Source organism: Bradyrhizobium sp. SZCCHNR1002, assembly GCF_032381435.1.
Classification (GTDB): Bacteria; Pseudomonadota; Alphaproteobacteria; order Rhizobiales; family Xanthobacteraceae; genus Bradyrhizobium; species Bradyrhizobium aeschynomenes.
On record NZ_JAUHIS010000011.1, the window covers coordinates 58,762 to 79,510 of the forward strand.

26 protein-coding genes and 1 tRNA gene are annotated in these 20,749 nt (G+C 66.4%); 13 read left to right on the top strand and 14 right to left on the bottom strand.

Going from position 1 to position 20,749, the window contains the following annotated elements:
- Positions 1 to 10: 10 nt before the first annotated feature.
- Positions 11 to 1,414, bottom strand: coding sequence for a methyl-accepting chemotaxis protein (locus QX108_RS32745; RefSeq protein WP_315786432.1), 1,404 nt, complete (start codon positions 1,412 to 1,414; stop codon positions 11 to 13).
- 182 nt (positions 1,415 to 1,596) lie between these two features.
- Between QX108_RS32745 and QX108_RS32750 the strand changes: the two genes are divergently transcribed.
- Genes QX108_RS32750 through QX108_RS32760 form a run of 3 tightly spaced genes read left to right on the top strand, consistent with a single transcriptional unit; the run spans position 1,597 to position 3,112 of the window.
- Positions 1,597 to 1,932 (top strand): metalloregulator ArsR/SmtB family transcription factor, encoded by a 336-nt coding sequence (locus QX108_RS32750; RefSeq protein WP_315786434.1) that lies wholly within the window; start codon positions 1,597 to 1,599, stop codon positions 1,930 to 1,932.
- Entirely contained in the window at positions 1,925 to 2,410 is a 486-nt protein-coding gene (locus QX108_RS32755; RefSeq protein ID WP_315786436.1) for an SRPBCC family protein, read from the top strand. Before QX108_RS32750 ends, QX108_RS32755 begins: the two co-directional genes overlap by 8 nt.
- Positions 2,411 to 2,452: 42 nt before the next feature.
- Entirely contained in the window at positions 2,453 to 3,112 is a 660-nt protein-coding gene (locus QX108_RS32760; RefSeq protein ID WP_315786438.1) for a glutathione S-transferase family protein, read from the top strand.
- Positions 3,113 to 3,130: 18 nt separating this feature from the next.
- On the opposite strand, the gene QX108_RS32765 is transcribed toward QX108_RS32760, so the two are convergent.
- Positions 3,131 to 3,217: transfer RNA gene (locus QX108_RS32765), tRNA-Leu, on the bottom strand.
- A 313-nt stretch (positions 3,218 to 3,530) separates the two neighbouring features.
- Here QX108_RS32765 and QX108_RS32770 point away from each other — a divergent pair.
- Positions 3,531 to 3,989, top strand: a complete 459-nt coding sequence (locus QX108_RS32770; protein ID WP_315719477.1) for a hypothetical protein — start codon at positions 3,531 to 3,533, stop codon at positions 3,987 to 3,989.
- Between the two features lie 10 nt (positions 3,990 to 3,999).
- Here QX108_RS32770 and QX108_RS32775 read toward each other — a convergent pair whose 3' ends face one another.
- Positions 4,000 to 5,199: an FAD-dependent monooxygenase gene (locus QX108_RS32775; RefSeq protein ID WP_315786441.1), complete on the bottom strand. Its 1,200-nt coding sequence runs from the start codon at positions 5,197 to 5,199 to the stop codon at positions 4,000 to 4,002.
- Positions 5,200 to 5,209: 10 nt separating this feature from the next.
- Positions 5,210 to 5,452, bottom strand: coding sequence for a zinc-finger domain-containing protein (locus QX108_RS32780; protein ID WP_006611181.1), 243 nt, complete (start codon positions 5,450 to 5,452; stop codon positions 5,210 to 5,212).
- 316 nt (positions 5,453 to 5,768) lie between these two features.
- Between QX108_RS32780 and QX108_RS32785 the strand changes: the two genes are divergently transcribed.
- Positions 5,769 to 6,911: a hypothetical protein gene (locus tag QX108_RS32785; RefSeq protein WP_315786588.1), complete on the top strand. Its 1,143-nt coding sequence runs from the start codon at positions 5,769 to 5,771 to the stop codon at positions 6,909 to 6,911.
- A gap of 45 nt (positions 6,912 to 6,956) precedes the next feature.
- Entirely contained in the window at positions 6,957 to 7,706 is a 750-nt protein-coding gene (locus QX108_RS32790; RefSeq protein ID WP_315719479.1) for an alpha/beta hydrolase, read from the top strand.
- 109 nt (positions 7,707 to 7,815) lie between these two features.
- Here QX108_RS32790 and QX108_RS32795 read toward each other — a convergent pair whose 3' ends face one another.
- Positions 7,816 to 9,228 (bottom strand): hypothetical protein, encoded by a 1,413-nt coding sequence (locus tag QX108_RS32795; RefSeq protein ID WP_315719480.1) that lies wholly within the window; start codon positions 9,226 to 9,228, stop codon positions 7,816 to 7,818.
- 375 nt (positions 9,229 to 9,603) lie between these two features.
- Between QX108_RS32795 and cysE the strand changes: the two genes are divergently transcribed.
- Both cysE and QX108_RS32805 read left to right on the top strand, forming a co-directional pair.
- The gene (cysE, locus tag QX108_RS32800) at positions 9,604 to 10,431 is read left to right on the top strand and encodes a serine O-acetyltransferase (RefSeq protein WP_315719481.1); all 828 of its coding nucleotides are present in this window, start codon (positions 9,604 to 9,606) and stop codon (positions 10,429 to 10,431) included.
- A 263-nt stretch (positions 10,432 to 10,694) separates the two neighbouring features.
- Positions 10,695 to 10,907: a DUF3126 family protein gene (locus QX108_RS32805; RefSeq protein ID WP_006611186.1), complete on the top strand. Its 213-nt coding sequence runs from the start codon at positions 10,695 to 10,697 to the stop codon at positions 10,905 to 10,907.
- Positions 10,908 to 11,327: 420 nt separating this feature from the next.
- On the opposite strand, the gene QX108_RS32810 is transcribed toward QX108_RS32805, so the two are convergent.
- Positions 11,328 to 12,026, bottom strand: a complete 699-nt coding sequence (locus QX108_RS32810) for a hypothetical protein (RefSeq protein ID WP_315719482.1) — start codon at positions 12,024 to 12,026, stop codon at positions 11,328 to 11,330.
- A 194-nt stretch (positions 12,027 to 12,220) separates the two neighbouring features.
- On the opposite strand from QX108_RS32810, the gene QX108_RS32815 reads away from it, so the two are divergent.
- Both QX108_RS32815 and QX108_RS32820 read left to right on the top strand, forming a co-directional pair.
- On the top strand, positions 12,221 to 12,550 hold the full coding sequence (locus tag QX108_RS32815; protein ID WP_172115419.1) for a DUF6949 family protein: 330 nt from the start codon (positions 12,221 to 12,223) through the stop codon (positions 12,548 to 12,550).
- Between the two features lie 86 nt (positions 12,551 to 12,636).
- Complete coding sequence (locus tag QX108_RS32820; protein ID WP_315786444.1) at positions 12,637 to 13,167, top strand: gamma carbonic anhydrase family protein; 531 nt, start codon at positions 12,637 to 12,639, stop codon at positions 13,165 to 13,167.
- Positions 13,168 to 13,199: 32 nt separating this feature from the next.
- Here the strand turns inward: QX108_RS32820 and QX108_RS32825 are convergent, their stop codons facing one another.
- Together QX108_RS32825 and QX108_RS32830 are read right to left on the bottom strand one after the other, a co-directional pair.
- The gene (locus tag QX108_RS32825; protein ID WP_315719484.1) at positions 13,200 to 13,367 is read right to left on the bottom strand and encodes a hypothetical protein; all 168 of its coding nucleotides are present in this window, start codon (positions 13,365 to 13,367) and stop codon (positions 13,200 to 13,202) included.
- Complete coding sequence (locus QX108_RS32830; RefSeq protein WP_315719485.1) at positions 13,364 to 13,651, bottom strand: hypothetical protein; 288 nt, start codon at positions 13,649 to 13,651, stop codon at positions 13,364 to 13,366. Before QX108_RS32830 ends, QX108_RS32825 begins: the two co-directional genes overlap by 4 nt.
- Positions 13,652 to 13,726: 75 nt before the next feature.
- On the opposite strand from QX108_RS32830, the gene QX108_RS32835 reads away from it, so the two are divergent.
- The 3 genes from QX108_RS32835 (at position 13,727) to QX108_RS32845 (ending at position 15,018) form a co-directional block, all read left to right on the top strand.
- Positions 13,727 to 14,278 (top strand): hypothetical protein, encoded by a 552-nt coding sequence (locus QX108_RS32835; protein ID WP_315786447.1) that lies wholly within the window; start codon positions 13,727 to 13,729, stop codon positions 14,276 to 14,278.
- Positions 14,279 to 14,440: 162 nt separating this feature from the next.
- Positions 14,441 to 14,743 carry a hypothetical protein gene (locus tag QX108_RS32840; protein WP_315719487.1) on the top strand — a complete coding sequence of 101 codons (303 nt, stop codon included), beginning with the start codon at positions 14,441 to 14,443 and terminating at the stop codon, positions 14,741 to 14,743.
- Positions 14,744 to 14,877: 134 nt separating this feature from the next.
- A complete protein-coding gene (locus tag QX108_RS32845) occupies positions 14,878 to 15,018 on the top strand; it encodes a hypothetical protein (protein WP_172115385.1) in 141 nt (46 codons plus the stop codon).
- A 163-nt stretch (positions 15,019 to 15,181) separates the two neighbouring features.
- Here QX108_RS32845 and QX108_RS32850 read toward each other — a convergent pair whose 3' ends face one another.
- The 6 genes from QX108_RS32850 to QX108_RS32875 form a co-directional block, all read right to left on the bottom strand.
- Positions 15,182 to 16,069 carry a dienelactone hydrolase family protein gene (locus QX108_RS32850; RefSeq protein WP_409998577.1) on the bottom strand — a complete coding sequence of 296 codons (888 nt, stop codon included), beginning with the start codon at positions 16,067 to 16,069 and terminating at the stop codon, positions 15,182 to 15,184.
- A 331-nt stretch (positions 16,070 to 16,400) separates the two neighbouring features.
- Positions 16,401 to 16,919: a hypothetical protein gene (locus QX108_RS32855; RefSeq protein WP_315719488.1), complete on the bottom strand. Its 519-nt coding sequence runs from the start codon at positions 16,917 to 16,919 to the stop codon at positions 16,401 to 16,403.
- A 252-nt stretch (positions 16,920 to 17,171) separates the two neighbouring features.
- A complete protein-coding gene (locus QX108_RS32860; protein WP_246739381.1) occupies positions 17,172 to 17,594 on the bottom strand; it encodes a hypothetical protein in 423 nt (140 codons plus the stop codon).
- A 224-nt stretch (positions 17,595 to 17,818) separates the two neighbouring features.
- Entirely contained in the window at positions 17,819 to 18,445 is a 627-nt protein-coding gene (locus tag QX108_RS32865) for a transglutaminase-like cysteine peptidase (protein ID WP_315719489.1), read from the bottom strand.
- Between the two features lie 331 nt (positions 18,446 to 18,776).
- Positions 18,777 to 19,391, bottom strand: coding sequence for a PilZ domain-containing protein (locus tag QX108_RS32870; RefSeq protein ID WP_172107890.1), 615 nt, complete (start codon positions 19,389 to 19,391; stop codon positions 18,777 to 18,779).
- 283 nt (positions 19,392 to 19,674) lie between these two features.
- Entirely contained in the window at positions 19,675 to 20,232 is a 558-nt protein-coding gene (locus QX108_RS32875; protein ID WP_172130913.1) for a PAS domain-containing protein, read from the bottom strand.
- Positions 20,233 to 20,749 lie beyond the last annotated feature (517 nt).

Sequence of the window (20,749 nt, forward strand, 5' to 3'; positions counted from 1 at the left end):
CGTTGCGCGGTTAATCCTTGATCTGATCGAGTGCCGCCAGCACCTCGCTCGAGGCCACCTCGACCTTGCTGATCTCGCCCAGCGCTTCGTCGATGCGCCCCGCGCTGAACAAGCGGGCGGCCTCCTTGCCGTGGCGGTGCACCGCCTCGTGGGGGCGTTCGAGGTGGCGGAACGCGGCATCGCCGGCGAGGCGCTGACCGCCTTCGCCATAGTACCATTTGCCGAGCCGGCAATTGTGATGGTCTGATAGCTCATCGGCACGGAGTTGCAGCCGCCCCACCGACATGTCGACCAGCCGCTTCTTCCAGATCACGTGGTCGGCCTTGGCGAGACGCACCACCTGATTGTCAAGCGTGAGCTTGGCGATCTCGCCCAGCATTTTGCCGACCTTGGCGTCGGTCTTGCCCATGGTGTCCGCGAGCGACATCACCTCGTTGGCGTTGGCGGTCGCAAGATCTGCGATGATGGTGATGCCCTGCGCGACCTCGTCGGTCGCCGCGCTCTGCTCGGCGAGAATGCCCGAGATCTCGTCCATCTTAGCGCTCACCGTGGCGGTGCGCGCGCCGGCCTGGTCGATGGTCTGCGCCAGGTTGGTCATCTCGGTCATGCCGATCTCGACCGCCTTGGCGCCGCCCGCCATGGCCTCGACGATGCCGCTCATCTCCGCCTGCAGCCGCTCGATGCGGCCCTTGATGTCCTCGGTCGCCTTGGTCGTCTGCTGCGACAGGTTCTTCACCTCCGCGGCGACGACGGCGAAGCCCTTGCCGAACTCGCCGGCGCGTGCCGCCTCGATGGTGGCGTTCAGCGCCAGCAGGTTGGTCTGGTTGGCGATCGCGTCGATGGTGCCGACGATGGAGCCGATCTCCGCCGAGGCCGCGCTGAGGTCGGCGATCTTGGCCGAGGTGTCGCGCACGGAACTCGCGATGCCGTTCATGGTCTGCAGCGTGCCGCGTACCGCGGTGACGCTGTCCTCGACGGCGCGTCGCGTCGCCGCTGCCTCGCTCGCCGCAGCGGTCGACGTTGCGCTGATGGTCTGCACCGACGCCTGCATCTCGACCGAGGCCGAGGCGAGACCCTGGCAGCGCTCCGATTGACTGTTCGACGCGCCGATCAGGCGCGCCGCGCTGATCGAGGCTTCGTTGCTGTTGATGCAGAGGTCGACGATGGAATCGAGATCCTGCGACGCACGCGTTGCGAGCGCGTTGCCGAGGCGGTGAATCGCCTCGATCAGCTGCGGCTTGAGCTTCGCGCGTAGCGCGGCGGCGTCGACATCGGCCATGTCGCGGTTGAGCCGGCCGGCGGCCCAATCGTCGAGGCATCGTGCCAGTGCATCCTGGAACGTCTCGTTTGCGGCGTCGTCGAACGCAGGCAAGGCGTCCAGGTGATCAGTCTTCCGGCTGCGGAATCCCAGCATCGTGTCTCTCGATTCGTAGCGGGCTGCCCCGCGCGTCCGGCGTCACCACGGCGGTGTGGCGGCGGCCCGCGATCAACTTGCTCGCGGTTTGGTTAATGGCGGGTTTCCCGCTGCAACTGCCGGTCGCAGACACTGCCCTGAAACCTCTTGACGACTACGTCAATGCGAACTTACGGTAAGTCATGGCTTACGAAACGGCACTCGCGGTCCTGGGGGATCCGACGCGGCGGCAGGTGTTCGAGCGCCTGCGCGGCGGGCCATGTCCCGTGCATGCGATTGCCGAGGGGATGACGGTGTCGCGGCCGGCGGTGTCGCAGCACCTCAAGGTGCTGAAGGACGCAGGCCTGGTCGAAGAGCGCCGCGAGGGCGTGCGGCGCATCTACTCGCTGCGCCGGGAGGGCTTGGCCGAGCTGCGCGGCTGGCTCGACAGTTTCTGGGATGACGCGCTGCTTGCTTTCAAGGTCGAAGCCGAGTGCACGCATCGGCAGATCAAGGAGACGAGGGACGGGAATGAGTGAGCGCGGCGTGATTGCCCCGGTAGACAAGCGGGTCCAGGTCAGGGCGCCCATCGATCATGCCTTTGCGGTGTTCACCGGCGGGCTGACGCGGTGGTGGCCGCACACGCATGGGGTCGGCGGCAAGCCGATTGCGAAGGTGCTGCTGGAGCCCAAGCTGGGCGGCCGCTGGCTCGAGATTGCCGAGGACGGGACGCAGACGGTGGTCGCGACCGTTACCCTCTGGGAGCCGCCGCATCGTTTCGTGATGGTTTGGCAGATCAATGCGCAGTGGAAGCCGGATGCGACGATGCGCTCGGAGGTCGACGTGCGATTCTTCGCCGAAGGTGCCGAGACGACGCGCATCGAGCTGTTGCACCACAAGTTCGAGACCATGGGTGAAGAAGCCGGCGCATCCATGCGCCGCGACGTCGACGGCGGCTGGCCGGGCCTGCTGCAGCGCTACGTCGCCGAGGCCGAGCTCCACTCATCATCGTCGTGAACGATCATCGTGAACGAGTCATCGTCAGCGGGGGAGAAACGCATGTCCGAGTTCGTCGTCCATTCGGTGCCGGGGAGCCCGTTCGGCCGCAGCGTGCTGGCCACGCTGGAGGAGAAGGGCGCGCCGTATCGGCTGGCCGCGCTGGCGCCGGGCGACTCGAGATCTTCCACCCATCTCGAACGGCATCCGTTCGGCCGCGTGCCGGCGCTGTCGCATGATGGATTCGTGCTCTACGAGACCCAGGCGATCCTGCGTTATCTCGACCGCGTGTTGCCGGAGCCGCCGCTGACGCCGGATGACGTGCGGCAGGCGGCGCGGATGGACCAGGTGATGAACATCAGCGACTGGTACCTGTTTCAGGGCGTCTGCAACGTCATCATATTCCAGCGCATCGTCGGGCCGCGGTTCTTTGGCACGTCGACCGACGAAGCCGCGATCGCCCGGGCGATGCCGCAGGCGAGAACGGTCATTGCGGAGCTGTCCCGGCTGCTCGGGGAGCAGCCGTTCATGGCAGGCGGCCAGCTGTCGCTTGCCGACCTCCAGGCCGGTCCGCAGGCGAGCTTCCTGTCGCTCACGCCGGAATGGACGGAGCTGACATCTGGCCTGCCGAACCTCGTCGCCTGGATCGAGCGCCTGGAGGCACGTCCAAGCTTCACATCGACCACGATGGCAGAGCTGATGGCGCGCGCGCAGGCAGCTTAGGCGCCCGCGTGCTGACGCTGGTGCGGACGGTGGGGCTCGAACCCACACGACGTTGCCATCGAGGGATTTTAAGTCCCTTGCGTCTACCGATTCCGCCACGTCCGCTTTTGGAGTCAAAGACCTAGCGCATGATCCTTCGATACGGAACGAGCTTGTGCGAGGTTCTTCGGTTGACCCTCTGCTTAGGCCAGCAACGTTGCCTTGGTAAAGCCTCAATCCGGCCGTCACCAGCTGCTTTGAGAGTGCGTCCGAGCTGAAGTGACCCGACAGATCGACTCCGACAGATGCAAGGACTGGACGAGGCGGCCGTTGTAAGGCACGGACTGGCCACGCGAAAACGATTCATGGACGGCGCGCGCGCTCAGCCCGCGCCTGCGATCGAGACGATGTTTTAAGACGGCTGACCTATCGAGGCTGCATGACCACGCTTTGCCATCGCCCGACCTTCCGACGCCTCGCGCTCGCCGCAGGGCTCTGCGCCCTTGGCCCGCTGCTCGCGGGCTGCGCGGGCATGAGCGACAGCATGTCGACGGCATTCGCCGATCCGGCCAAATACGAGCTCTACGACTGCAAGCAGCTCGAAGCCGAGCGCAAGGCGCTCGCCGCACGCACCGCCGAGCTGCAGGGGCTGATGACCAAGGCCGAGACCGGGACCGGCGGCGCGCTGGTGGCCGAGGTCGCCTATCGCAACGACTATGTCGCCGTCCGCGGCCAGTCGCAGTTCGCCGAGGAGGCCTGGCGGCGCAACAAATGCGTGGAGACGCCGCCGGCGCCCGTCGCTGCCAAGGGCGGCAAGCCGGTCAAGCCCGGGCGCAACGCACGGCCGATGGCCTCCGGCGGGCCGTCGACCTTGCCGCGGGACGGTTCGGTCTACTGACCCTCGCGCCTCACAATCGCCAGTCGTAGATCCAGTCCTGCCGGGCCGACAGGCGCTGCGGGCCGAGCGCCTTGATGCCGATGTCGCGGGCCAGCGCCAGCGGCCCGCTCATGTGGTAGATGCGGCCCTGGCTGCGCGCGGTGCGTTGCACCCGGCCGACGCGGGGCCGGCGCAGCCTGGCATACTGCTTCAGCGCGCCTTCGACGGCGGCGAGCCCGTCGGGCCGGGCCTCGCTCAGGCATTTCGCCAGCACCGCCGCGTCCTCGATCGCCATGCCCGCGCCCTGCGCCGCGAACGGCAGCATCGCGTGCGCGGCATCACCCAGCAGGGCGACGTTGCCTTGGGTCCATTCGATGCCCTCGGGCACCGCGAACAGGGCCCATTTGCGCCAGCCATCGACGGCGTTCAGCAACAGCCGCGCCGCTGCCGGCCAGCGCGGCGGGCCGAAGGCGGCCTTCAGCTCGTTGGCATCGCCCTCGGTGCTCCAGCCCGGCCGGTTCCAGGTCCCCGGCACCACGGCGACGACATTGACCTGACGGCCGGCGGAGATCGGATAGGCGACGAGATGCGCATCAGGTCCCATCCACAACTGCACCCGCGCGCTGGTGTAGTCGCGCGGCAATTGCCGGGCGTCGAGCGTGCCGCGCCAGGCGATCAGTCCGGAGAACTCGGCGCGCGCTTGCGGGAAGAGATGATGGCGCACCGCCGACCACACGCCGTCGGCGCCGATCAGCGCCAGCGCCACATCCTGGCGGCGCTCATTGCCGCGGCGATGCACCACGGTGAGGCCCTTGGCGTGAGCGGCGACGTCCTCGAACTGGCAGCCGAGCTGCAGCTCGATGTCCGGATGCGCCATCGCCTCGGCCGCCAATGCCGCCTGCAGATCGGCGCGGTGGATCACCCAATAGGGCGCGCCGGCCGCCTCGCTCGCAGCCGGCCCCAGCGGCAGCCGCGCGATCTCGCCGCCAGCGCGCGCGCTCATGATGGAGACCGCCTCCGGCACCACCGCGCGCGCGGTAAGCCGCGGCTTGAGCCCGAGATCGATCAGGACGCGGCTGGCATTGGGCGACAGCTGCAGGCCGGCGCCGACCTCTTCCAGCCGCTCGGCCTTCTCCAGCACGACGACGCGAAAGCCCTTCGTCGCCAGCGCGAGCGCCGCGGTCAGGCCGCCGATCCCGGCTCCCGCAACATGGACGGTCCGCAGTGCCACGACAGGCCGATCAGGCGACGTCCTTCAGCACGCATTCCGGCGGCCGTGCCTCGCCGGCGGCAAGGTCCGGCGCGTAGCGGTACAGCGTCGAGCAGTAGGGGCAGATGATCTCTTTGTCGTTGCCGAGATCGAGGAAGACGTGCGGATGGTCGAACGGCGGATTGGCGCCCACGCACATGAACTCATGCGAGCCGATCTCGATCACCGGAACACCGGCGTCGTTGTGGAAATGCGGGACGATGTTATCGGCCATCGGTATCACCTCGAGTGGCAAGAAGAGCAGATCGGATCAGAGCGACATTCAGCACGGGAAGCGGCCGACGTGACAGCAACGAGGCACCTTGCCGTCACGAGAACGGCGGCGCACCATGCTGAGCCATAAGGCCAATTCCTCGGGTTGGGAACCTCGTCGGGCGCGACGCACGCCGATATTTTTACGCGTGTGGATTCGACACAAAGCCGCCCGCGCCGAGAAGCCCTTCTTTCGTCGGGGCCGTTGTGTCCCGGGCGGGATATCCTATGTCTTGGGACGGCTCGATGCGCGAAAACGTGAAGGCGGCGTGATCTCGATGCGAATCAAGTGGAGGCTCAGCCTGGCCGCGGCCGGCCTTGCCGTCAGCGCCGCAATCGGCGCTGCGCTGTGGCCCCATGCCTGGCACGCAGGCACCGTGATCGCGGCCGCCGACGATCCGGCCCGGCTGTCGGAGCTGCAGGTCGCCGCCGTGCTGCGGACCGATCCGGCGCGGATCGCCCGTGACATCGACGAGGCGCTCGCCGCCGGTGATCCGGAGCTCGCCGAGAGCTTCATCGCGCTGGCGCGCGAGCACCAGGTCGCGCTGGATGCCACGCAGGTGCAGCGGGTGAGCGATGCCGCGGCCGCCGAGAAGGCGCCGGCGAGCGTGGCGAAGCGCTTTGCGACCGGTCTCGTCACCGGCCAGGCCGACGACGTCGCGAGCCTGTCCGGCACCGTCGCTGGCGACCTGTTCGTGTTCGGCGACATTCGCGACGCCGTGCGTGAAGGCAAGCATCTGGTGATGGGCGAGGAGACCGATCGTCTCGTGCTCGGCCTCGCCGCTGCCGGGCTCGCCGTCACCGCGGCGACTTATGTGTCGGCGGGCGGCGCCGCGCCGGTGCGGGCTGGGCTGACCCTGGTCAAGGATGCCCGCAAGGTCGGCCGGCTCGGCGAGGGGCTTGCGGCCTGGGCCGGACGCTCGGCGCGTGAGGTTGTCGATGCGCCGATGCTGCAGCAGGCGGTCGCCACCGGCTCGGTGTTGCGGCCGGGCGAAACCGCGACCGCGATCCGCGCCGCGTTCCGGGCCGAGAAGGCCGGCGCATTGGTGCGCCTGGGCAAGGACGTCGGCCGCATCACCGAGAAGGCCGGCACGCGCGGCGCGCTCGATTCGCTCAAGCTCGCCGAGGGGCCGAAGGACATTGCCCGCGCCGCACGGCTCGCCGAAGCCAAAGGCGGCCAGACCCGCGCGATTCTGAAGCTGCTCGGCCGCGGCGCGCTGCTGCTCACCGCCGGCGCGTTCAACCTGGCGCTCTGGCTGTTCAGCGCCCTGATGAGCCTGCTCGGGTTCGTCGCATCGCTCAAATCCATGACCGAGCGTGCGACGCGGGGCGTGATCGACCGCGGCAAGCGGCGCCGTCTGCGACGCATGCAGGCCACGGCCGCCAGCACCGATCTGGCCGCGGCGACGCCCTGCGGCTAGACTTCATCGCATCGTCGTCATCCAGAATTTTCGGGACTCCTGCTCATGCCGAGCTTTTCCAACGGCGCCGTCGACATTGCCTTCATCGACGAAGGCGAGGGCGATCCGATCGTGCTCGTCCACGGCTTCGCCTCGACCAAGAATGTCAACTGGATCTACCCGGGCTGGGTGACCGAGCTGCGCAAGGCCGGCCGCCGGGTCATCGCGCTCGACAATCGCGGCCATGGCGAGTCGGCCAAGCCGTACGATCCGGCGCAATATGCGCTTCCCGAGATGGCGAGCGACGTCACCGCGCTGATGGACCATCTGGGCCTCGCGAGCGCCGATGTGATGGGCTACTCGCTCGGTGGGCGCATCGCGGCTCATATCGCGCTGACCACGCCGGAGCGCTTGCGCTCGGCGATCTTCGGCGGCATCGGCATGGCGATGATCGAGGGCGGCGGTCCCGGCGAGAACGTCGCGGCTGCGCTCGAGGCGCCGTCGATCGATGACGTCACCGATCCCGTCGGCAAGACGTTTCGCGCCTTCGCGGACCAGACCCGCTCGGATCGTCTCGCGCTCGCGGCCTGCATGCGGGGCTCGCGTGGCCTGCTGTCGCGCGAGGAGGTCGGCCGCATCGCGGTGCCGGTGCTGGTCGCGGTCGGTACGACGGACGAGGTGTCGGGCTCCGGCCCCGCACTCGGTGCGCTGATTCCTGGCGCCGAGGTGCTCGACATTCCCAACCGCGACCACATGCGTGCCGTTGGCGACAAGGTCTACAAGGCAGGCGTAATCGATTTCCTCGCCAGGCGGTGACCGCGTAGCCCGGGCGAGCGAAGCGATCCCGGGGTCTCCGACGCAGCTCGTGTGACCCCGCATGTCGCTTTCGCCGACGCCTCGCGGCGCCGGCTGTCGCTCATGCGGGCTACGGGAGAGCCTCCGCCGTTCCGTCGGTTCGCTCGCCACTCAGCCAGCGGGCGACGGCGATCAGCACCGCAAACGTCGCGATCCACACCAGCCGCGCGCCGTAGCGGTCGTGCGGGCCGGAGATGACGCCGCAAATGACGGCGTTGCCGAGCAGAGCGAGCGTCACCGTCGTTGCGAGCAGAGCGACGTCGTCGCGACGCCGGCGCCAGATCGCATGCGCGGCGATCGCCGCAGCCGCGAGCATCGAGCCGAGCGCGACCGGCACGTGCAGCCAGTTCACGACCGCGAAATTGATCTCCCAATGCTGCTGATGCGCCGCGCGCATCTGACGGACCTGCGCCGGGATGTAGCGCTCGATGATGCCGTAGGTGTGCGGCACCCAGCCGCTGGTGCCTTCACCGGTCGCCACATGCATGAGCTGCTCGGCGGTGGCGACCGCCGCCGCCTTGGCCTGCCACAGCGGATAGGCGGCCAGCGATCGCTTGACGATGAAGCCCATCTCCTCGTTCATGCCCTCGAAGCGGCCGAGCTTGTTGAACATGCTGTTGCCCCACAGGAAATCGTCGGCCGTGGGCGGCAGCTCGTTGCGATAGGGGCAGAGCTTGAGCTTTTCGCGCCCGCAATGATCCTTCAGATATTGCGCGACGATGCCGTCCTGCAGCATGCGGCCGAAGGCGACGCCGGTGCCGCCCGGTGTCCACGCCAGCTGGCCGGACAGGGCGAAGTTCGCGGCGAGCAGCATCGCGGCGCCTGCGACGATGGTCAGGCTGGCCTGGACCAGGCCCGAGAGTGCGATCTGCCGACGCAGCCATGGATAGGCCATCCAGCCCGCGCAGCACAGGCCGAACAGGACGCCGAGCGTGGCGCTGTGGGTGGCGGAGGCGAAGGCGACGAAGCCGAACAGCGCGATTGTCTCCATTGCGGAGATCCGGCGCGCCTGCGTCACCAGGATGAACAGCGCCAGCACCGACAGGCCGGCGAAGATGTCGGTCAGCAGCATGCTGGCGAGCCAGGGCAGGGCAGTGGTCAGGATCAGCAGCAGGCCCATCCACAGCAGGCGCAGCGGCTGGTTGAGTCCCAGCACGCGCAAGGTCAGTTGCAGGATCCACAGGGTTGCCAGCGCCTGCAGGCCGAGATTGAGCCAGAAGCTGGAGCCCTCGCCCCAATGCAGATAGAGGCCGAACACCGTGGAGCGGCTCGGCACCAGATAGCCTTCGTACCAGCGCGCGAGATAGCCGCCAGTGTCCCACTGCAGCAGCGGATAGCCGTTCCACAGCGCCGGCGCGACCAGGAAGAGCGGGATGACGATGACGGGGAGCCAGGCCGATCCGGCCTCGGCTGCGCGTTCGTCCAGGATCTGAGTGTTACTGATGCCTGCGTCCCCCGGTTCGGAGCACCATGGCCAAAACATGGTCAGGGCCATATTTACCAATAGACGCAGGCTGATGGATGGTAAAGCGGGCCCCGTGATCGCGCGGGGGACGGTCCGGTTTCTGTTCCCGGGTGGTTCCTTTTTGCCTCAGGGCGGGTTTTCCGAGGGGGGTGCAGGTTTGTTTCCCCATGGGTGCAGCCTTGATTTCCGGTTCCCGCTGACCACCTTGAGCCGACGCCGCGCCCGAGCGGGAACGCGGCTTAGACCTGCGCGTAACGGAAATGTCTCAATCCCGTGCTCTCTGGGAGAGAGGCTGGCTGGACCAGAACGATGACCCGAGCGCGGGCGCGCGGAGGACATCATTCCACGCGCCGTGCTATATTGCCTGCCCACTGAACTCCGCGAGACGCAGCCATGGCCATGCATCAGACCCATCCCCAGAGCGGAAAGCTGGCGACGCTCGATCCGATCTGGGACCGGATCCGTCACGAAGCCGAAGAGATCGTCCGGCGCGAGCCCGAGCTTGCCACGTTCATCTATTCGACGGTCCTGCATCACAGCCGGCTGGAAGACTCGGTCGTGCATCGCGTCGCCGACCGTCTCGATCATTCCGCGCTGTCCGGCGACCTGATCCGCCAGACCTTCGATGATGCGCTGCGCGACGAGCCGGATCTCGGCCACGCCTTCCGCGCCGATCTCGTCGCCGTCTACGACCGCGATCCCGCGACCTCGCGCTTCATCGATCCCTTGCTGTACTTCAAGGGCTTCCACGCGCTGCAGACGCATCGCCTCGCGAACTGGCTGTATCGCAAGAGCCGCAAGGACTTCGCCTTCTACCTGCAGAGCCGCTCCTCCGCCGTGTTCCAGACCGACATCAATCCGGCGGCGCGCATCGGCCGCGGCATCTTCCTCGATCACGCCACCGGCTTCGTCTGCGGCGAGACGGCGATCATCGAGGACAACGTCTCGATCCTGCACGGTGTGACGCTCGGCGGCACCGGCAAGGAGAACGAGGACCGTCATCCGAAGATTCGCCACGGCGTGCTGATCGGCGCCGGCGCCAAGGTGCTCGGCAATATCGAGGTCGGTCACTGCGCGCGCATCGCGGCGGGGTCGGTGGTCGTCAAGCCGGTACCTAACAACGTTACCGTCGCCGGCGTGCCGGCGAAGATCGTCGGCGAGGCGGGTTGCGCCGAGCCGTCGCGCACCATGGACCAGATGATCAACGCAATCGGCATCTGAGCCGCGACGCGCGCAATCTCCGAGTCAAGAGCTTTTCAATCACTGGATTTCGTGCGAACACATCGGCGGTCTGTGGATCTGACGATCCGCCATTGCCGCGGCGGACTGAATGTGAGATCCACGTCGTCCCTTTCAGGTCCGTTCGATGACGCTGGCGTCCGTGCCGGGATCGACGGGCTGAACTAACAAGCTTCGAGGTCACGGGCGTGCACAGCGTCACGTCCCTGGACAACAAGCAAACCCGCTTTGATTGGAGATCACCCGTGGACGTTCAGGAAGTCAGGAAGCTCGACGCGTATCTGAAGCGCGTGTTCGGCAATCCCAAGATCCGCGTCGTGCCGCGGCCGAAGAAGGAGGACTCCGCCGAGGTCTATATCGGCGAGGAGTTCATCGGCGTCCTGTTCGTCGACGACGAGGACGACGATCGCTCGTTCCAGTTCCAGATGGCGATCCTGGAAGACGACCTGGTCGAGTAGGTAAGTAGCCCAGCATTTGCGCAATCGGCATTGGGCGCCGCGCAGGTACAACTGAAGGCGCGGTGCCAGTGAATGCGCCTTCTCCCCTTGTTGTGGGAGAGGGCCATGCCGGCCGATCAGCATCGCTTGGGGGAGGGGTCTCTCTCCGCGAGTGATGTTCGTCGAGAGATACCTTTCACCCAAGCGCGTTTGTGGCTCTGTCCTCATGCCATTTCCCGCAAGGGGAGAGGGTGCATTCATGAGCATCGCGCCAATGTGTCGGCGTCATCTGCCGACGCTCACGTGCCGTGCTCATGAGCTGAATGGTGAGTAACAGGGCGCGCCGAGCGTCGCCCGCATGAGCGAAGCGACATGCGGGTTCACACGCGCCGTGTCGGAGGATCCGGATGTCGCTGCGCTCATCCGGGCCACCATCAACGACTACTTCACCGCATGCATCTGCGCCGTCAGCCGCTCCATCGCGGCCGCGACGTCCTGCCATTGCGACAGCCAGCTGCGCGGGAAGCGAAACACGAGGTCCGCGCCGTCGATGCGGCGCTCGCTGAGGCACATGCCGGGCGTGGACGCATCGCGGGTGCAGCGCGCCACCAATGCGGGCTGCTCGGCTGCGAACAGGTCCTCGACATCGTAGGGCGTGCCGGCGCGGAAGCCGCGCATCGTCAATCCGTCCTGCACCGAGACCGGCGCAGGGTTCAGATAGCGCGGATAGATCGTCTTCAGCCGCGCCTCCGGCGACAGCGCATCGTGATGCGCCGAGATCGAGACGAAGATGCGGTCGATCGGATGCGGTGCCTGATCGATCTGATCGGCGCTGACATGGTGTGGCGCCTCGGGCGGGGTCAGCGAGGGATAGTCAAAGCCGAGATCGACCCGTTCCTGCGGGCCAGTATGGCGCTGGATCTTCACCCTGATGGCCGCCGCCGGTACGTTGAAGATGGTGCCGCCGATGCTCACCGGCAGGCGCTCCGGTCCCTTGAAGGTGCCGGCTCGCCACGTCGGCCATAGCAGGTAGGCCACGACCGCCACGGCAGCGGCCGCCAGCATGCAGCCGATCATGATCGGCACGGCATGGCCATGTCCGTTCGAAGGGCGGGCGCTGCGGACCGAAAACATCGTCATGGCGGGCAGGGGATCTCTGGGCCGAATCACCGCGACTATGCCACGTCGATACGCTTTTCTGCAGGATCTTACCGGCACAGCGCTGCGCTTTTGCCGCAGGCCCGATTAACCCTTTCTTAAGGATAATGTGGCGGGCGCCTCGGGATTTTGCCAAACCAGCATCGGGCAGTTCTGCAAGTGTGTGGGTGCGTACGATGTCGGCAGAGGCGTTCAATTCGCTGTTCTCGCTCCTGATCGGTTTCGCCTTGGCCGGCGCTCTGGCCAGCGGCTATCAGGCCTACGCCGAGCGTCCGCCCGGGTTCGAGCTGTTGCAGGAGGGCGTGACGCCGCGCCGCTTTGCGGCCGTGCCGTTCCTGGTGTTCGCCGCCCCCTTCATCATCATGCGCAACACGCTGCGCGGCGCCCGGATCGAGCGCCGCCGCTTCGAGTTCGTGATGCTGGCCACCGTGATCGCCGGCTTCTGGAGCATGATGTCCGGCACGTTCGTCGTGATGACGCTGCGCGCCGCCGGCGTGCTGACCTGAGTTCCACATCCGGCCCGCGCTGCTGCCCGGTTGCTTGAAATTATTCGGCGGGCTGTGCCAAGGTCACCTGCGAACGGGAGACCTCGATGGCCATCTACGAACTCGACGGGCAGGGGCCCGAGCTGCCTGCGGACGGCAACTACTATATCGCCGACAATGCGACCGTGATCGGCCGTGTGAAGCTCGCCAGGGAGGTCACCGTCTGGTTCGGCGCGGTCATTCGCGGCGACAATGACTGGATCGAGATTGGCGAAGGCTCCAACGTCCAGGATAATGCCACCTGTCACGTCGATCCCGGCTTCCCGCTGCGTGTCGGTCGCAACGTCACGGTCGGCCACAACGTGATCCTGCACGGCTGCACCGTCGAGGACGATGCGCTGATCGGCATGGGCTCGATCGTCATGAACGGCGCGCACATCCGCCGCGGCAGCGTCGTCGGCGCCGGCGCCATCGTCACCGAAGGCAAGGACTTTCCGGAATATTCGCTGATCGTCGGCGCGCCCGCCCGTGTCGTGCGCACGCTCGAGCCGGCGCAGGTCGAGCGCATGGGCATCGCGGCCAAGGCCTACGTCGCCAAGGGACCGCGCTATACCAAGGGGCTGAAGAAAATCGGCTGAGGCTCCCGAGCGCGCGAGCGGTCACGCCGATGTCACGTGCCCTCGGACTCGCCGGCCTCGCGCGCACTGGCGATCCGCTCGTGGCCGCTCGCCCACAACGCATGCTGTTCGCTGCCGTCCTGATAGGGATTGGCCTCGGCCGGAATGTTGTCGCGCGCCGCGCGCTCGCCCTGCTCGAACGGATCGGGGTCGGTGCTCATGCTGACGTCTTGCTCCTCTTTCTCGGCCGGGTCTTGACCCTGGTCCTCGGCTTGGCGCCATCGCTTGGCGTGCCCGGGCCATCGCCGTTCTCAACTGCACTCCTGCGCAGTGCGTCCTTCAAGTCGGCCGGCACACCGTGCTTTTCGAGCAGGTCCATAAACGCCTCGTCGGCGAGATCCTGCAGGCTCAGCATCTGATCGCGGCCGAGCTGCTTGAGCTTGTCGAACGTGTCCTGGTCGAAGGCGATCAGCTTGCGCACGAACCCTTGGTCTCCTCGGCTCATCAATCCTCTCCGCTCCCCATTCGTTCCGGAACACGCTCTCGCCGGTCGGGTTGAGATGTAAAGGGAGAGCATTCGATGGCCAGACTTTCATTCGGCACATTGATCGTGATTGCCGGGCTCGGCACCGCGACCGCCGTGTTCGCGCAAGGCGGCGGAGGCGGTGCTGGCGGAGCAGGCGGCGGCGCTGCAGGTGGTGGCGCCGCGACCAGCGGCACCGGGAGCGGAGCGACCGGCGGCAGCGTCGGCGCTTCCAATGCAGGCAGCGCTGCGGGAGCAGCGGGCACCGGCGCGGGCAGCACGAGCGGTCTTTCCACGGGAAATGCCGCCGGCCTCGGCAACGCGCAGGCCGATCCGAACGGCGTCGGCAATGGCGCGCGGCTGTCGCAACCGGGCACGCCGGGTGCCAACGGCACCAATAGTCTCGGGACGGCGCAATCGACCGGCTCGGGCGTCGGCGGCTTCGGGTCCGGCAATGCGGGCACGACCACCGGCACCGGGCGCGGCGCCGCCGGCGGCACTGCTGCGACCGGACCGAACCGGGCCGGCGATGCGACGGAGGACGCCGAGATTCAGCGGGAGAACCGGACGGTCGATCGGAAGGTCAAGAGCATCTGCAGAGGTTGCTGAGTATTGCCGTGGTCCGGCGATGTGATGTGCAGACATCAGATCGCGCAGAAGTGAGCGCATCTGCCCGCGAGCTGTTCCAAATCAGGCTTTAAGAGTTGGTGTTGCAATGACGGACATCATTGCAGCGGCTCAACCTGGCCTGCGGAATTTGGAGACGGATCGATGCGCGAGAAGATCATGGGATTGCTGGTGGGCGGCGCTGTCGCGCTGATGGTGCTTCCCGGCTCGGCTTCGGCGCGCGGGCCGGGCGGCTTTCATGGCGGCGGATTCCATCATGGCGGATTCCATCATGGCTTCGGTCCGGGCTTCGCGCTCGGTTTTGGCTTCGGCTATCCCGCCTACTACGGCGGCTATCCGTACTACTACCCCTACACTTATGAGGATCTCGGCGGCTGCTATGTCGTCAAGAAGCGCGTGCGGACAGCGCACGGCTGGCGCCTTCGTCCGATCGAAGTCTGCGAATGAACGGGTGAACCCGCAGGTGGGGTGCTGCGTTGGCAGTCACTTCGCCTTAACGATATCTCGTCACGATTTCTTGCCGGTGCGATGAACGCCGGCAATGGAGAAAGAGCTGGCGCAACGCTTGCAGGGATCCAGGCATGATGAATTCACTCACATCCCCTGAACTCACCTTCCTCTTCATGGGCATCGTCGTCAGTCTCGGTGCCGCGCTGGTCTGGATGGCCTGGGAGCTCGAGCAGGGCGCCCGCCAGCCGGCAAGAGTGCGCCGGCGGCGCTGATCCCCGGCGCATCCTCGTCGTCCGGACGCTGCCGATACGTCCCGGATGCGCGAAGCGATACCCGGGCTCGCATGACGTGCGACGATGAACCCGGATGCCGCTTCGCGCATCCGGGCTTCGCTCGATGCTTCGCGCCTTCCACGCGGTGGGAAAATGCGCGTCGTCAGCTCAGCACGCCATACCTTTTGAACCATGCCTGCATCTGCGCCCAGGCGTCCTCGGCGGCGTCCTTGCGATAGCTCGGGCGGTAGTCGGCATGAAAGCCGTGCGGCGCGCCGGGATAGATCTTGAACTCGGCGGTCTTCTTGTTGTCCGCGAGCGCGGTCTTCATCGCCTCGACGCTGGTGACGGGAATGCCGGTGTCGGCCTCGCCGTAGAGTCCGAGCACCGGGGCCTTCATCTCCGGCGCGAGCTGCGTCGGGCTCTTCGGCCACACCGGATTGGGCGGATCGGTCAGCGGGCCGTAGAATGCCACGCCGGCCTTCAGCCCGCCATTGTGAGCCGCGTATTCCCACACAGTGCGGCCGCCGCGGCAGAAGCCGACGATGCCGAGACGCGAGGTGTCGCCGCCCTGCGACTTGGCCCAGGCCACCGTTGCATCGAGATCCGACAGCAGCTCCGCGTCGGGCTTGGCGTTGACGATCGGCAGCAGATCCTTGATCTCGGCCATTTTGGTGAGGTCCACCCCCTTGCGGAAGTAGTAGTCGGGGGCGACGGCGAACGCGCCGAGCTTGGCGAGTCGCCGCGTCACGTCCTTGATGTATTGATGCAGGCCGAAGATCTCCATCGCCACCAGCACGACGGGCGGATTGCTGGCGCTGGCGGGCCTGGCGAAGTAGGCCGGCATCTCGCCGTCGGCGACCTTCACCTTGGCATCGCCGGCATTGAGGCCGTTCGTGTCGGTGGTGATGACCTCGGCCCGGACGGGGCCGGCGGCGAGCGTGTAGCCGGCCGTCACGGCGGCGGACGCGGTCATGAAGCCGCGGCGTGAGAACGGGGCGACTTTGGTCAATCCGATGACATCGGATGTCGGTTCAGCTTCGACGGACATGCGGGCTCCTCCCGAACGGTGAGGCGCGCATTGAGCAGAGAAGTGGCGCTCAAAAGCAAGTCACCAGCCGGAGAGCGCTAAGGTCCGGCAACGCGGTTCCGTGAAGATGCTGCGATCGGGGACAACTACAAAGAACAAGGCCGTCGGCGCAGTATGGCGCCAACGACCTTGCCAGCCCCGGATATTGAAATTGGCCCTGCGCCATCCTGAAATTGGCTCGCCATCCGGTGACCTCAAGATGGCCCGATTCCGCAGCCTGCTGTGTGAAGCACTTCACAAGGGCCCGGGAAAATTCGGCAGGATTTGTACAGGCAGGATAGGTGGGTTCGAATTAGCTGCGGTTGCGGCGATGTCGATGACCGTTGCGGCTCGCATGGGCGCGCGAACGGATGCTGCGATTGCGTGGCGGCGGCGCGGCCTGCTCGGAGGATTGCGTGCTGGCGAAGGACTGGCGCAGGCCATCGATGGAGTCCTTCAGGGTCGAGACCTGATCGGACAGCCGTTTGGTGTCGGCCTGCTGGGCGGCGAGCAGGCGGCGCATGCTCTGCAACTGCTCCTGCATCATCTGCAGCTGATCGATCGATTCCTGCTGGGTGGCTTCCAGGCCCTTGGTCTTTTCCACCAACTGCTCGGAGGCCTGCACCGTCCTGGCCTGCAACTGCCGCGTCACCGCCCCGCGCTCGGCCTCGCCCGGTGATCCACCATAGGCGCGCCACAGCATGATGCCGCCGATGCCGGCGACCAGCACCAGGAGAGTTGCCGCTGCCAGCGCGATCGGCTGTGAGCTCTTGACGGCGCCGACGTTGGACTTTTCGACATAGCGTCTGGTGTCGCGCGTCACCGGGTTCATCACGAAACCACCTTAAATCGGAAAAAGCTTCGGAAGCCGCTCGAAAATGGAGCGGCGGAAAAGTCATATCGTCGGGACGGGGCCCCGCGCAGACAACGCAAGACCTCCGCGCCCGGGTCCCGGCCGCAAGACTCTATTAGCAAATCGGACAAAAGAGAGGCGTGCAAGGCCGAAAACTGCGGTTCGGCAGGCGACGGTGTGACGGTATTATCGGACCTTGAGCGGCGGCCCTGAGCCAGAGGCGTCAGGGACTTATTGGGTCGCGTTGCAGTTCCGGCAGATGTTGAGCTTCTGCTTGAGGCGCGCCTCGTCGGCGAGGTCGGCTGCCTGTTCCTCCTCCCAGCTCATCCGGCCGCGAGCGCCGGAGCTGGACTGCGAGGACATCACGTCCACACGTTGGTCGCCGCGGCGCTTGCCGCCCTTGCGCGCGGGGCCGCCGATGTCGGGCTCCATCACCATCTCGGTGTCGGACTCGGAGGTGGCGACGCGTCCGTCCCAATCGGCCGCCGCAGCCGTCTGCGGTCCCGCCATGGCGGGGGCGGCAGCCATCGCCGGGGTCGCCGCCGGCGGATTGGCCGAGGCCATCGGACCCGAGCAGCCGGTGCCCGACATGCAGCAATTCGCCAGGGTCAGGGCCGCGGCCAGAAGCGTCGCGCTTCGCAGGATCATCATCATGCCGACAACCTAAACCCGACGGTCGAGGGAAAACAAGGTTGGCCGGCAACCGCCGCGCCTTGCCTGCGGGGTATCGTCAAAGCAAGGCCAAAAAAAGTTGCGGCCAGCCCTTGGGGGAGAGCTGGCCGCGCGCGAACCGGTCTGGGACGGGGAGGGGTGGGGATGTGACCGGGTCGCGTAACTCGAATGTCTCTGCCTCTAGGTTCAGCGCTCTCGGGCGCTCCTTAGCGCTCTCGGGCGCTGGCGGTGGCCACTGCCGGGCGGGCGTCGCCGAGCGAGACCCAGACGTTCGGGTCGCTCTGCGACTGCCGCTTGACGAAGCGGTAGCCGGTGTCGGTCCAGGCGACGACGCTCTCGTTCTGATTGTCGAGCACGTATTCGCCCTTGTCGGTCTTCACGGTGAGGACGGCATGTCCTTCACCCTTCTTGTCGCGCACCACCGTGATCAGCAGCGCCTCGCGGGGCCAGCCGGCATCGATCAGCAGCTTGCGCTTCAACAGCACGTAATCCTCGCAGTCGCCGTAGCCGTCCGACGGCAGCGACCATTTCTCGACCACGCCCCAATGGTCCATGTCGGTGATCGGCTTGACGTTCTCATTGACCCAGCGATTGACCTTTATCAGGTCCCGCCACGCCGTCTGGGACAGCACGATGTCGCGGGGCTGCGACGCGCCGCCGCGGCATTCCACAGGGGTCTCGGTGCAGAACTCGATCCAGCCGATCGGGGCCCGCGTGGTGTCGCCGAGGCTCGCATAGAGCACCCGGTCATCACCGGCATGCGCCATCGTCCCCATCGCCATCAGGAAGGCGACCACCGCCAACCCTTTTGCCTGTCCCGTCCGCTTGACCATTTTGGCCCCCGTTTTGTTGGGACCATGTGTCTCACAAAGATTTTTCGCTGCCGCTAAATCGCCACGATGGATTTGACGAAAACCCAATTCAAACAAGACGATAATTCGAAGATCTGTTGAATCGAATTTGCCTAAAATTTGAATCGATCGCGCTTGATTCAAATGCCGTGCATTAAGACGCAAAACGCTGCCGTTGCAGCTTGGCCGGCGCTTTTCGGACGGCGAATTAACTGCGCTGAGCACCGCGTGCGATGGCCGAACGCCACACGGCGCCCGCGGTGGCGGACGCCGTGCACTCCGTGAAGTTGCGGGATTTGCAGGACTTGCGGCTTTACCGCGCGGTAACGCTCTCTTCGAGCGTTTCGGCGAGCTGCGCGTGCATGAACTCGATGGCGAAGCCGCCTTCGAGATTTCGCACCACGCGCGCCTGCACGCGGCCGAGCATGACCAGGGATTTCAGTGGCGGCTTGCTTTCCGCCGCGATGGCCGCGCCCGACAGCGACATGTCGATGATGCGGCACGTCATCTTGGTGCCGTCCTCGAGCGTGAGCACCGCGATCGGGTTGCGCGGAATGATACGGTCGTGGCGGCGATCCTCCGGCAAATTGAGGATGTCGCGGTTGGCGAGCCAGGTCAGCTGTGCGGCGAGCTTGTCGCGCTTGCGCGCGGTGGCGCCGATGGTCATCGCAAAACCGTTGTCGATGATGCGGGTGATCTTGCCCTCGACGCGGCCGATATGGTCGAGATAGGCGATCACGCGGTCGCCGACATTGCCGATGCCCGGTGCCAGCAGCGCAAGGCCGCCGGGCGACATGTTGATCACCTGGCACGGAAACTCACGCCGGTCGGGCAGCATGTAGCGGCCGAGCAGGTGGACCTTGACCCGCTGGAAACGGCGGCGCTCCTCGGCGGCCGGAAGGGATTGTTTTTTGTTCGGCAACGCCATGTTTCGCCACTCAAAGCCGGTTCTTAGCTGACCGGCGGATCCAGCAACGAAACTAAATGCTGCACGGTTAATTCAGCGTTATCGCAGCACCGCGGGCGTTCATGTTGTTCGCGGCTTTGTGGGCAGTTCCGGCCGATACGACCGCAATGGCGTCGCCCGCATCAGCGCGGCGACATGCCGGTTCAAGAGAGCTCGTCGTGAGAGTCCGGACGATCGTGTGGCCATCGTGAAGCGCCGTTTCGGCGAACCGGCATGTCGCTGCGCTCATGCGGCTAGAGGAGCTTCAGCGGAGGCCCTCATACACCATCAGGCCGCGGGCCAGCGCCAGCTTGCGCAGCGTGCGCGGCACGATCGGCTCGACGGGAGGATGGATGTAGCGCCAGGAGACCATCTCGAGCGGCCCGAGCGCACCTTGCGGGGCCTCGAACGGGGCGAGCAGGCCGGTGAGGCTGATCGGCTCGTGCGCGCGGGGGGCGAACGGCAGCAGCAGCAGTTCGAAATGGGCCGTGGTGCGATCCGGCGCCAGCGCCGTCACGCCGGCGATCGCCGGCAGCGTCTCCTCGCAGACCACCGTCGCGATCTCCTCGATCTCGCGGCGGCTCTGGTGCGTGAACTGCGCCGGGAAGCTCTTGTCCTTGACGTCGCCGCCGAGCAGGGCGCACAGCCGCGTGCCGGCCATGCGGAACGGAAAGCCGCTGTCGGCATCGCAGGACAGGACGAAGATGTCGCCGAGCAGCTCGCGCACGGCCGACGGCTCGAAGTCGCAGCGCTCCGGCGCCTTGGCGTGGCCGCGCCTGTCGTTCCAATAGGCGAAGAGCTCGCGATTGGACGGATGTTTCATCTCGATGACCCCTCGCGCCCTCGACGTTGTCAGGACATCGCTGTCCCGCTTTCGTCCAGGCGCCTCCCTGGTTGTTTGTGCAGGAGGGGCTGTGCAGCGTCCATGCCGATGGTGCGATCGTGCCGGCTTTCTCCTCGGCTTCCGCGCGTTAAGGTTAAATTAACGATGTGCTTGGCTTCGGCCGCGGGATCGTTAAGAAAGCGTTCATCCGATCGCGGCCGGAAGGTGGAAGGTCCGCCGCGAAACGGTGAGGTACACGAGGCGTCGAACACAACAAGTCCGGTCGTCGCGACGGGGAGGGGTGGGGGACAGCACCCCGGGCTCTCCGGACGCGCAAAAAGACCGGCGGATCTTGCGAGGGAGGGCTTTCTCAGGGCTCTCCCTCTTTTCTTTTCAGATCCCGCTCGTTCGAGGCCCGGGCAGGCCGGGCCTCCAGGCCGCACATCAACTCTGCATGTGTGCGCTTGCGCAATTCCGCCAAAGCCGCCTATCTGACGGATCTGTTCCTCTCGTCGAA

What these genes read in the sequence shown, in the direction of transcription:
- QX108_RS32865 (WP_315719489.1), bottom strand. Translation starts at nt 18,445, where the DNA reads ATGGTCAAGCGGACGGGACAGGCAAAAGGGTTGGCGGTGGTCGCCTTC.
- QX108_RS32860 (WP_246739381.1), bottom strand. Translation starts at nt 17,594, where the DNA reads ATGATGATGATCCTGCGAAGCGCGACGCTTCTGGCCGCGGCCCTGACC.
- QX108_RS32855 (WP_315719488.1), bottom strand. Translation starts at nt 16,919, where the DNA reads ATGAACCCGGTGACGCGCGACACCAGACGCTATGTCGAAAAGTCCAAC.
- QX108_RS32755 (WP_315786436.1), top strand. Translation starts at nt 1,925, where the DNA reads ATGAGTGAGCGCGGCGTGATTGCCCCGGTAGACAAGCGGGTCCAGGTC.
- QX108_RS32825 (WP_315719484.1), bottom strand. Translation starts at nt 13,367, where the DNA reads ATGAGCACCGACCCCGATCCGTTCGAGCAGGGCGAGCGCGCGGCGCGC.
- QX108_RS32830 (WP_315719485.1), bottom strand. Translation starts at nt 13,651, where the DNA reads ATGAGCCGAGGAGACCAAGGGTTCGTGCGCAAGCTGATCGCCTTCGAC.
- QX108_RS32810 (WP_315719482.1), bottom strand. Translation starts at nt 12,026, where the DNA reads ATGACGATGTTTTCGGTCCGCAGCGCCCGCCCTTCGAACGGACATGGC.
- QX108_RS32875 (WP_172130913.1), bottom strand. Translation starts at nt 20,232, where the DNA reads ATGAAACATCCGTCCAATCGCGAGCTCTTCGCCTATTGGAACGACAGG.
- QX108_RS32785 (WP_315786588.1), top strand. Translation starts at nt 5,769, where the DNA reads ATGCGAATCAAGTGGAGGCTCAGCCTGGCCGCGGCCGGCCTTGCCGTC.
- QX108_RS32870 (WP_172107890.1), bottom strand. Translation starts at nt 19,391, where the DNA reads ATGGCGTTGCCGAACAAAAAACAATCCCTTCCGGCCGCCGAGGAGCGC.
- QX108_RS32750 (WP_315786434.1), top strand. Translation starts at nt 1,597, where the DNA reads ATGGCTTACGAAACGGCACTCGCGGTCCTGGGGGATCCGACGCGGCGG.
- QX108_RS32745 (WP_315786432.1), bottom strand. Translation starts at nt 1,414, where the DNA reads ATGCTGGGATTCCGCAGCCGGAAGACTGATCACCTGGACGCCTTGCCT.
- QX108_RS32835 (WP_315786447.1), top strand. Translation starts at nt 13,727, where the DNA reads ATGGCCAGACTTTCATTCGGCACATTGATCGTGATTGCCGGGCTCGGC.
- QX108_RS32790 (WP_315719479.1), top strand. Translation starts at nt 6,957, where the DNA reads ATGCCGAGCTTTTCCAACGGCGCCGTCGACATTGCCTTCATCGACGAA.
- QX108_RS32770 (WP_315719477.1), top strand. Translation starts at nt 3,531, where the DNA reads ATGACCACGCTTTGCCATCGCCCGACCTTCCGACGCCTCGCGCTCGCC.
- QX108_RS32815 (WP_172115419.1), top strand. Translation starts at nt 12,221, where the DNA reads ATGTCGGCAGAGGCGTTCAATTCGCTGTTCTCGCTCCTGATCGGTTTC.
- QX108_RS32845 (WP_172115385.1), top strand. Translation starts at nt 14,878, where the DNA reads ATGATGAATTCACTCACATCCCCTGAACTCACCTTCCTCTTCATGGGC.
- QX108_RS32840 (WP_315719487.1), top strand. Translation starts at nt 14,441, where the DNA reads ATGCGCGAGAAGATCATGGGATTGCTGGTGGGCGGCGCTGTCGCGCTG.
- QX108_RS32780 (WP_006611181.1), bottom strand. Translation starts at nt 5,452, where the DNA reads ATGGCCGATAACATCGTCCCGCATTTCCACAACGACGCCGGTGTTCCG.
- QX108_RS32760 (WP_315786438.1), top strand. Translation starts at nt 2,453, where the DNA reads ATGTCCGAGTTCGTCGTCCATTCGGTGCCGGGGAGCCCGTTCGGCCGC.
- QX108_RS32850 (WP_409998577.1), bottom strand. Translation starts at nt 16,069, where the DNA reads ATGTCCGTCGAAGCTGAACCGACATCCGATGTCATCGGATTGACCAAA.
- QX108_RS32795 (WP_315719480.1), bottom strand. Translation starts at nt 9,228, where the DNA reads ATGTTTTGGCCATGGTGCTCCGAACCGGGGGACGCAGGCATCAGTAAC.
- QX108_RS32820 (WP_315786444.1), top strand. Translation starts at nt 12,637, where the DNA reads ATGGCCATCTACGAACTCGACGGGCAGGGGCCCGAGCTGCCTGCGGAC.
- cysE (WP_315719481.1), top strand. Translation starts at nt 9,604, where the DNA reads ATGGCCATGCATCAGACCCATCCCCAGAGCGGAAAGCTGGCGACGCTC.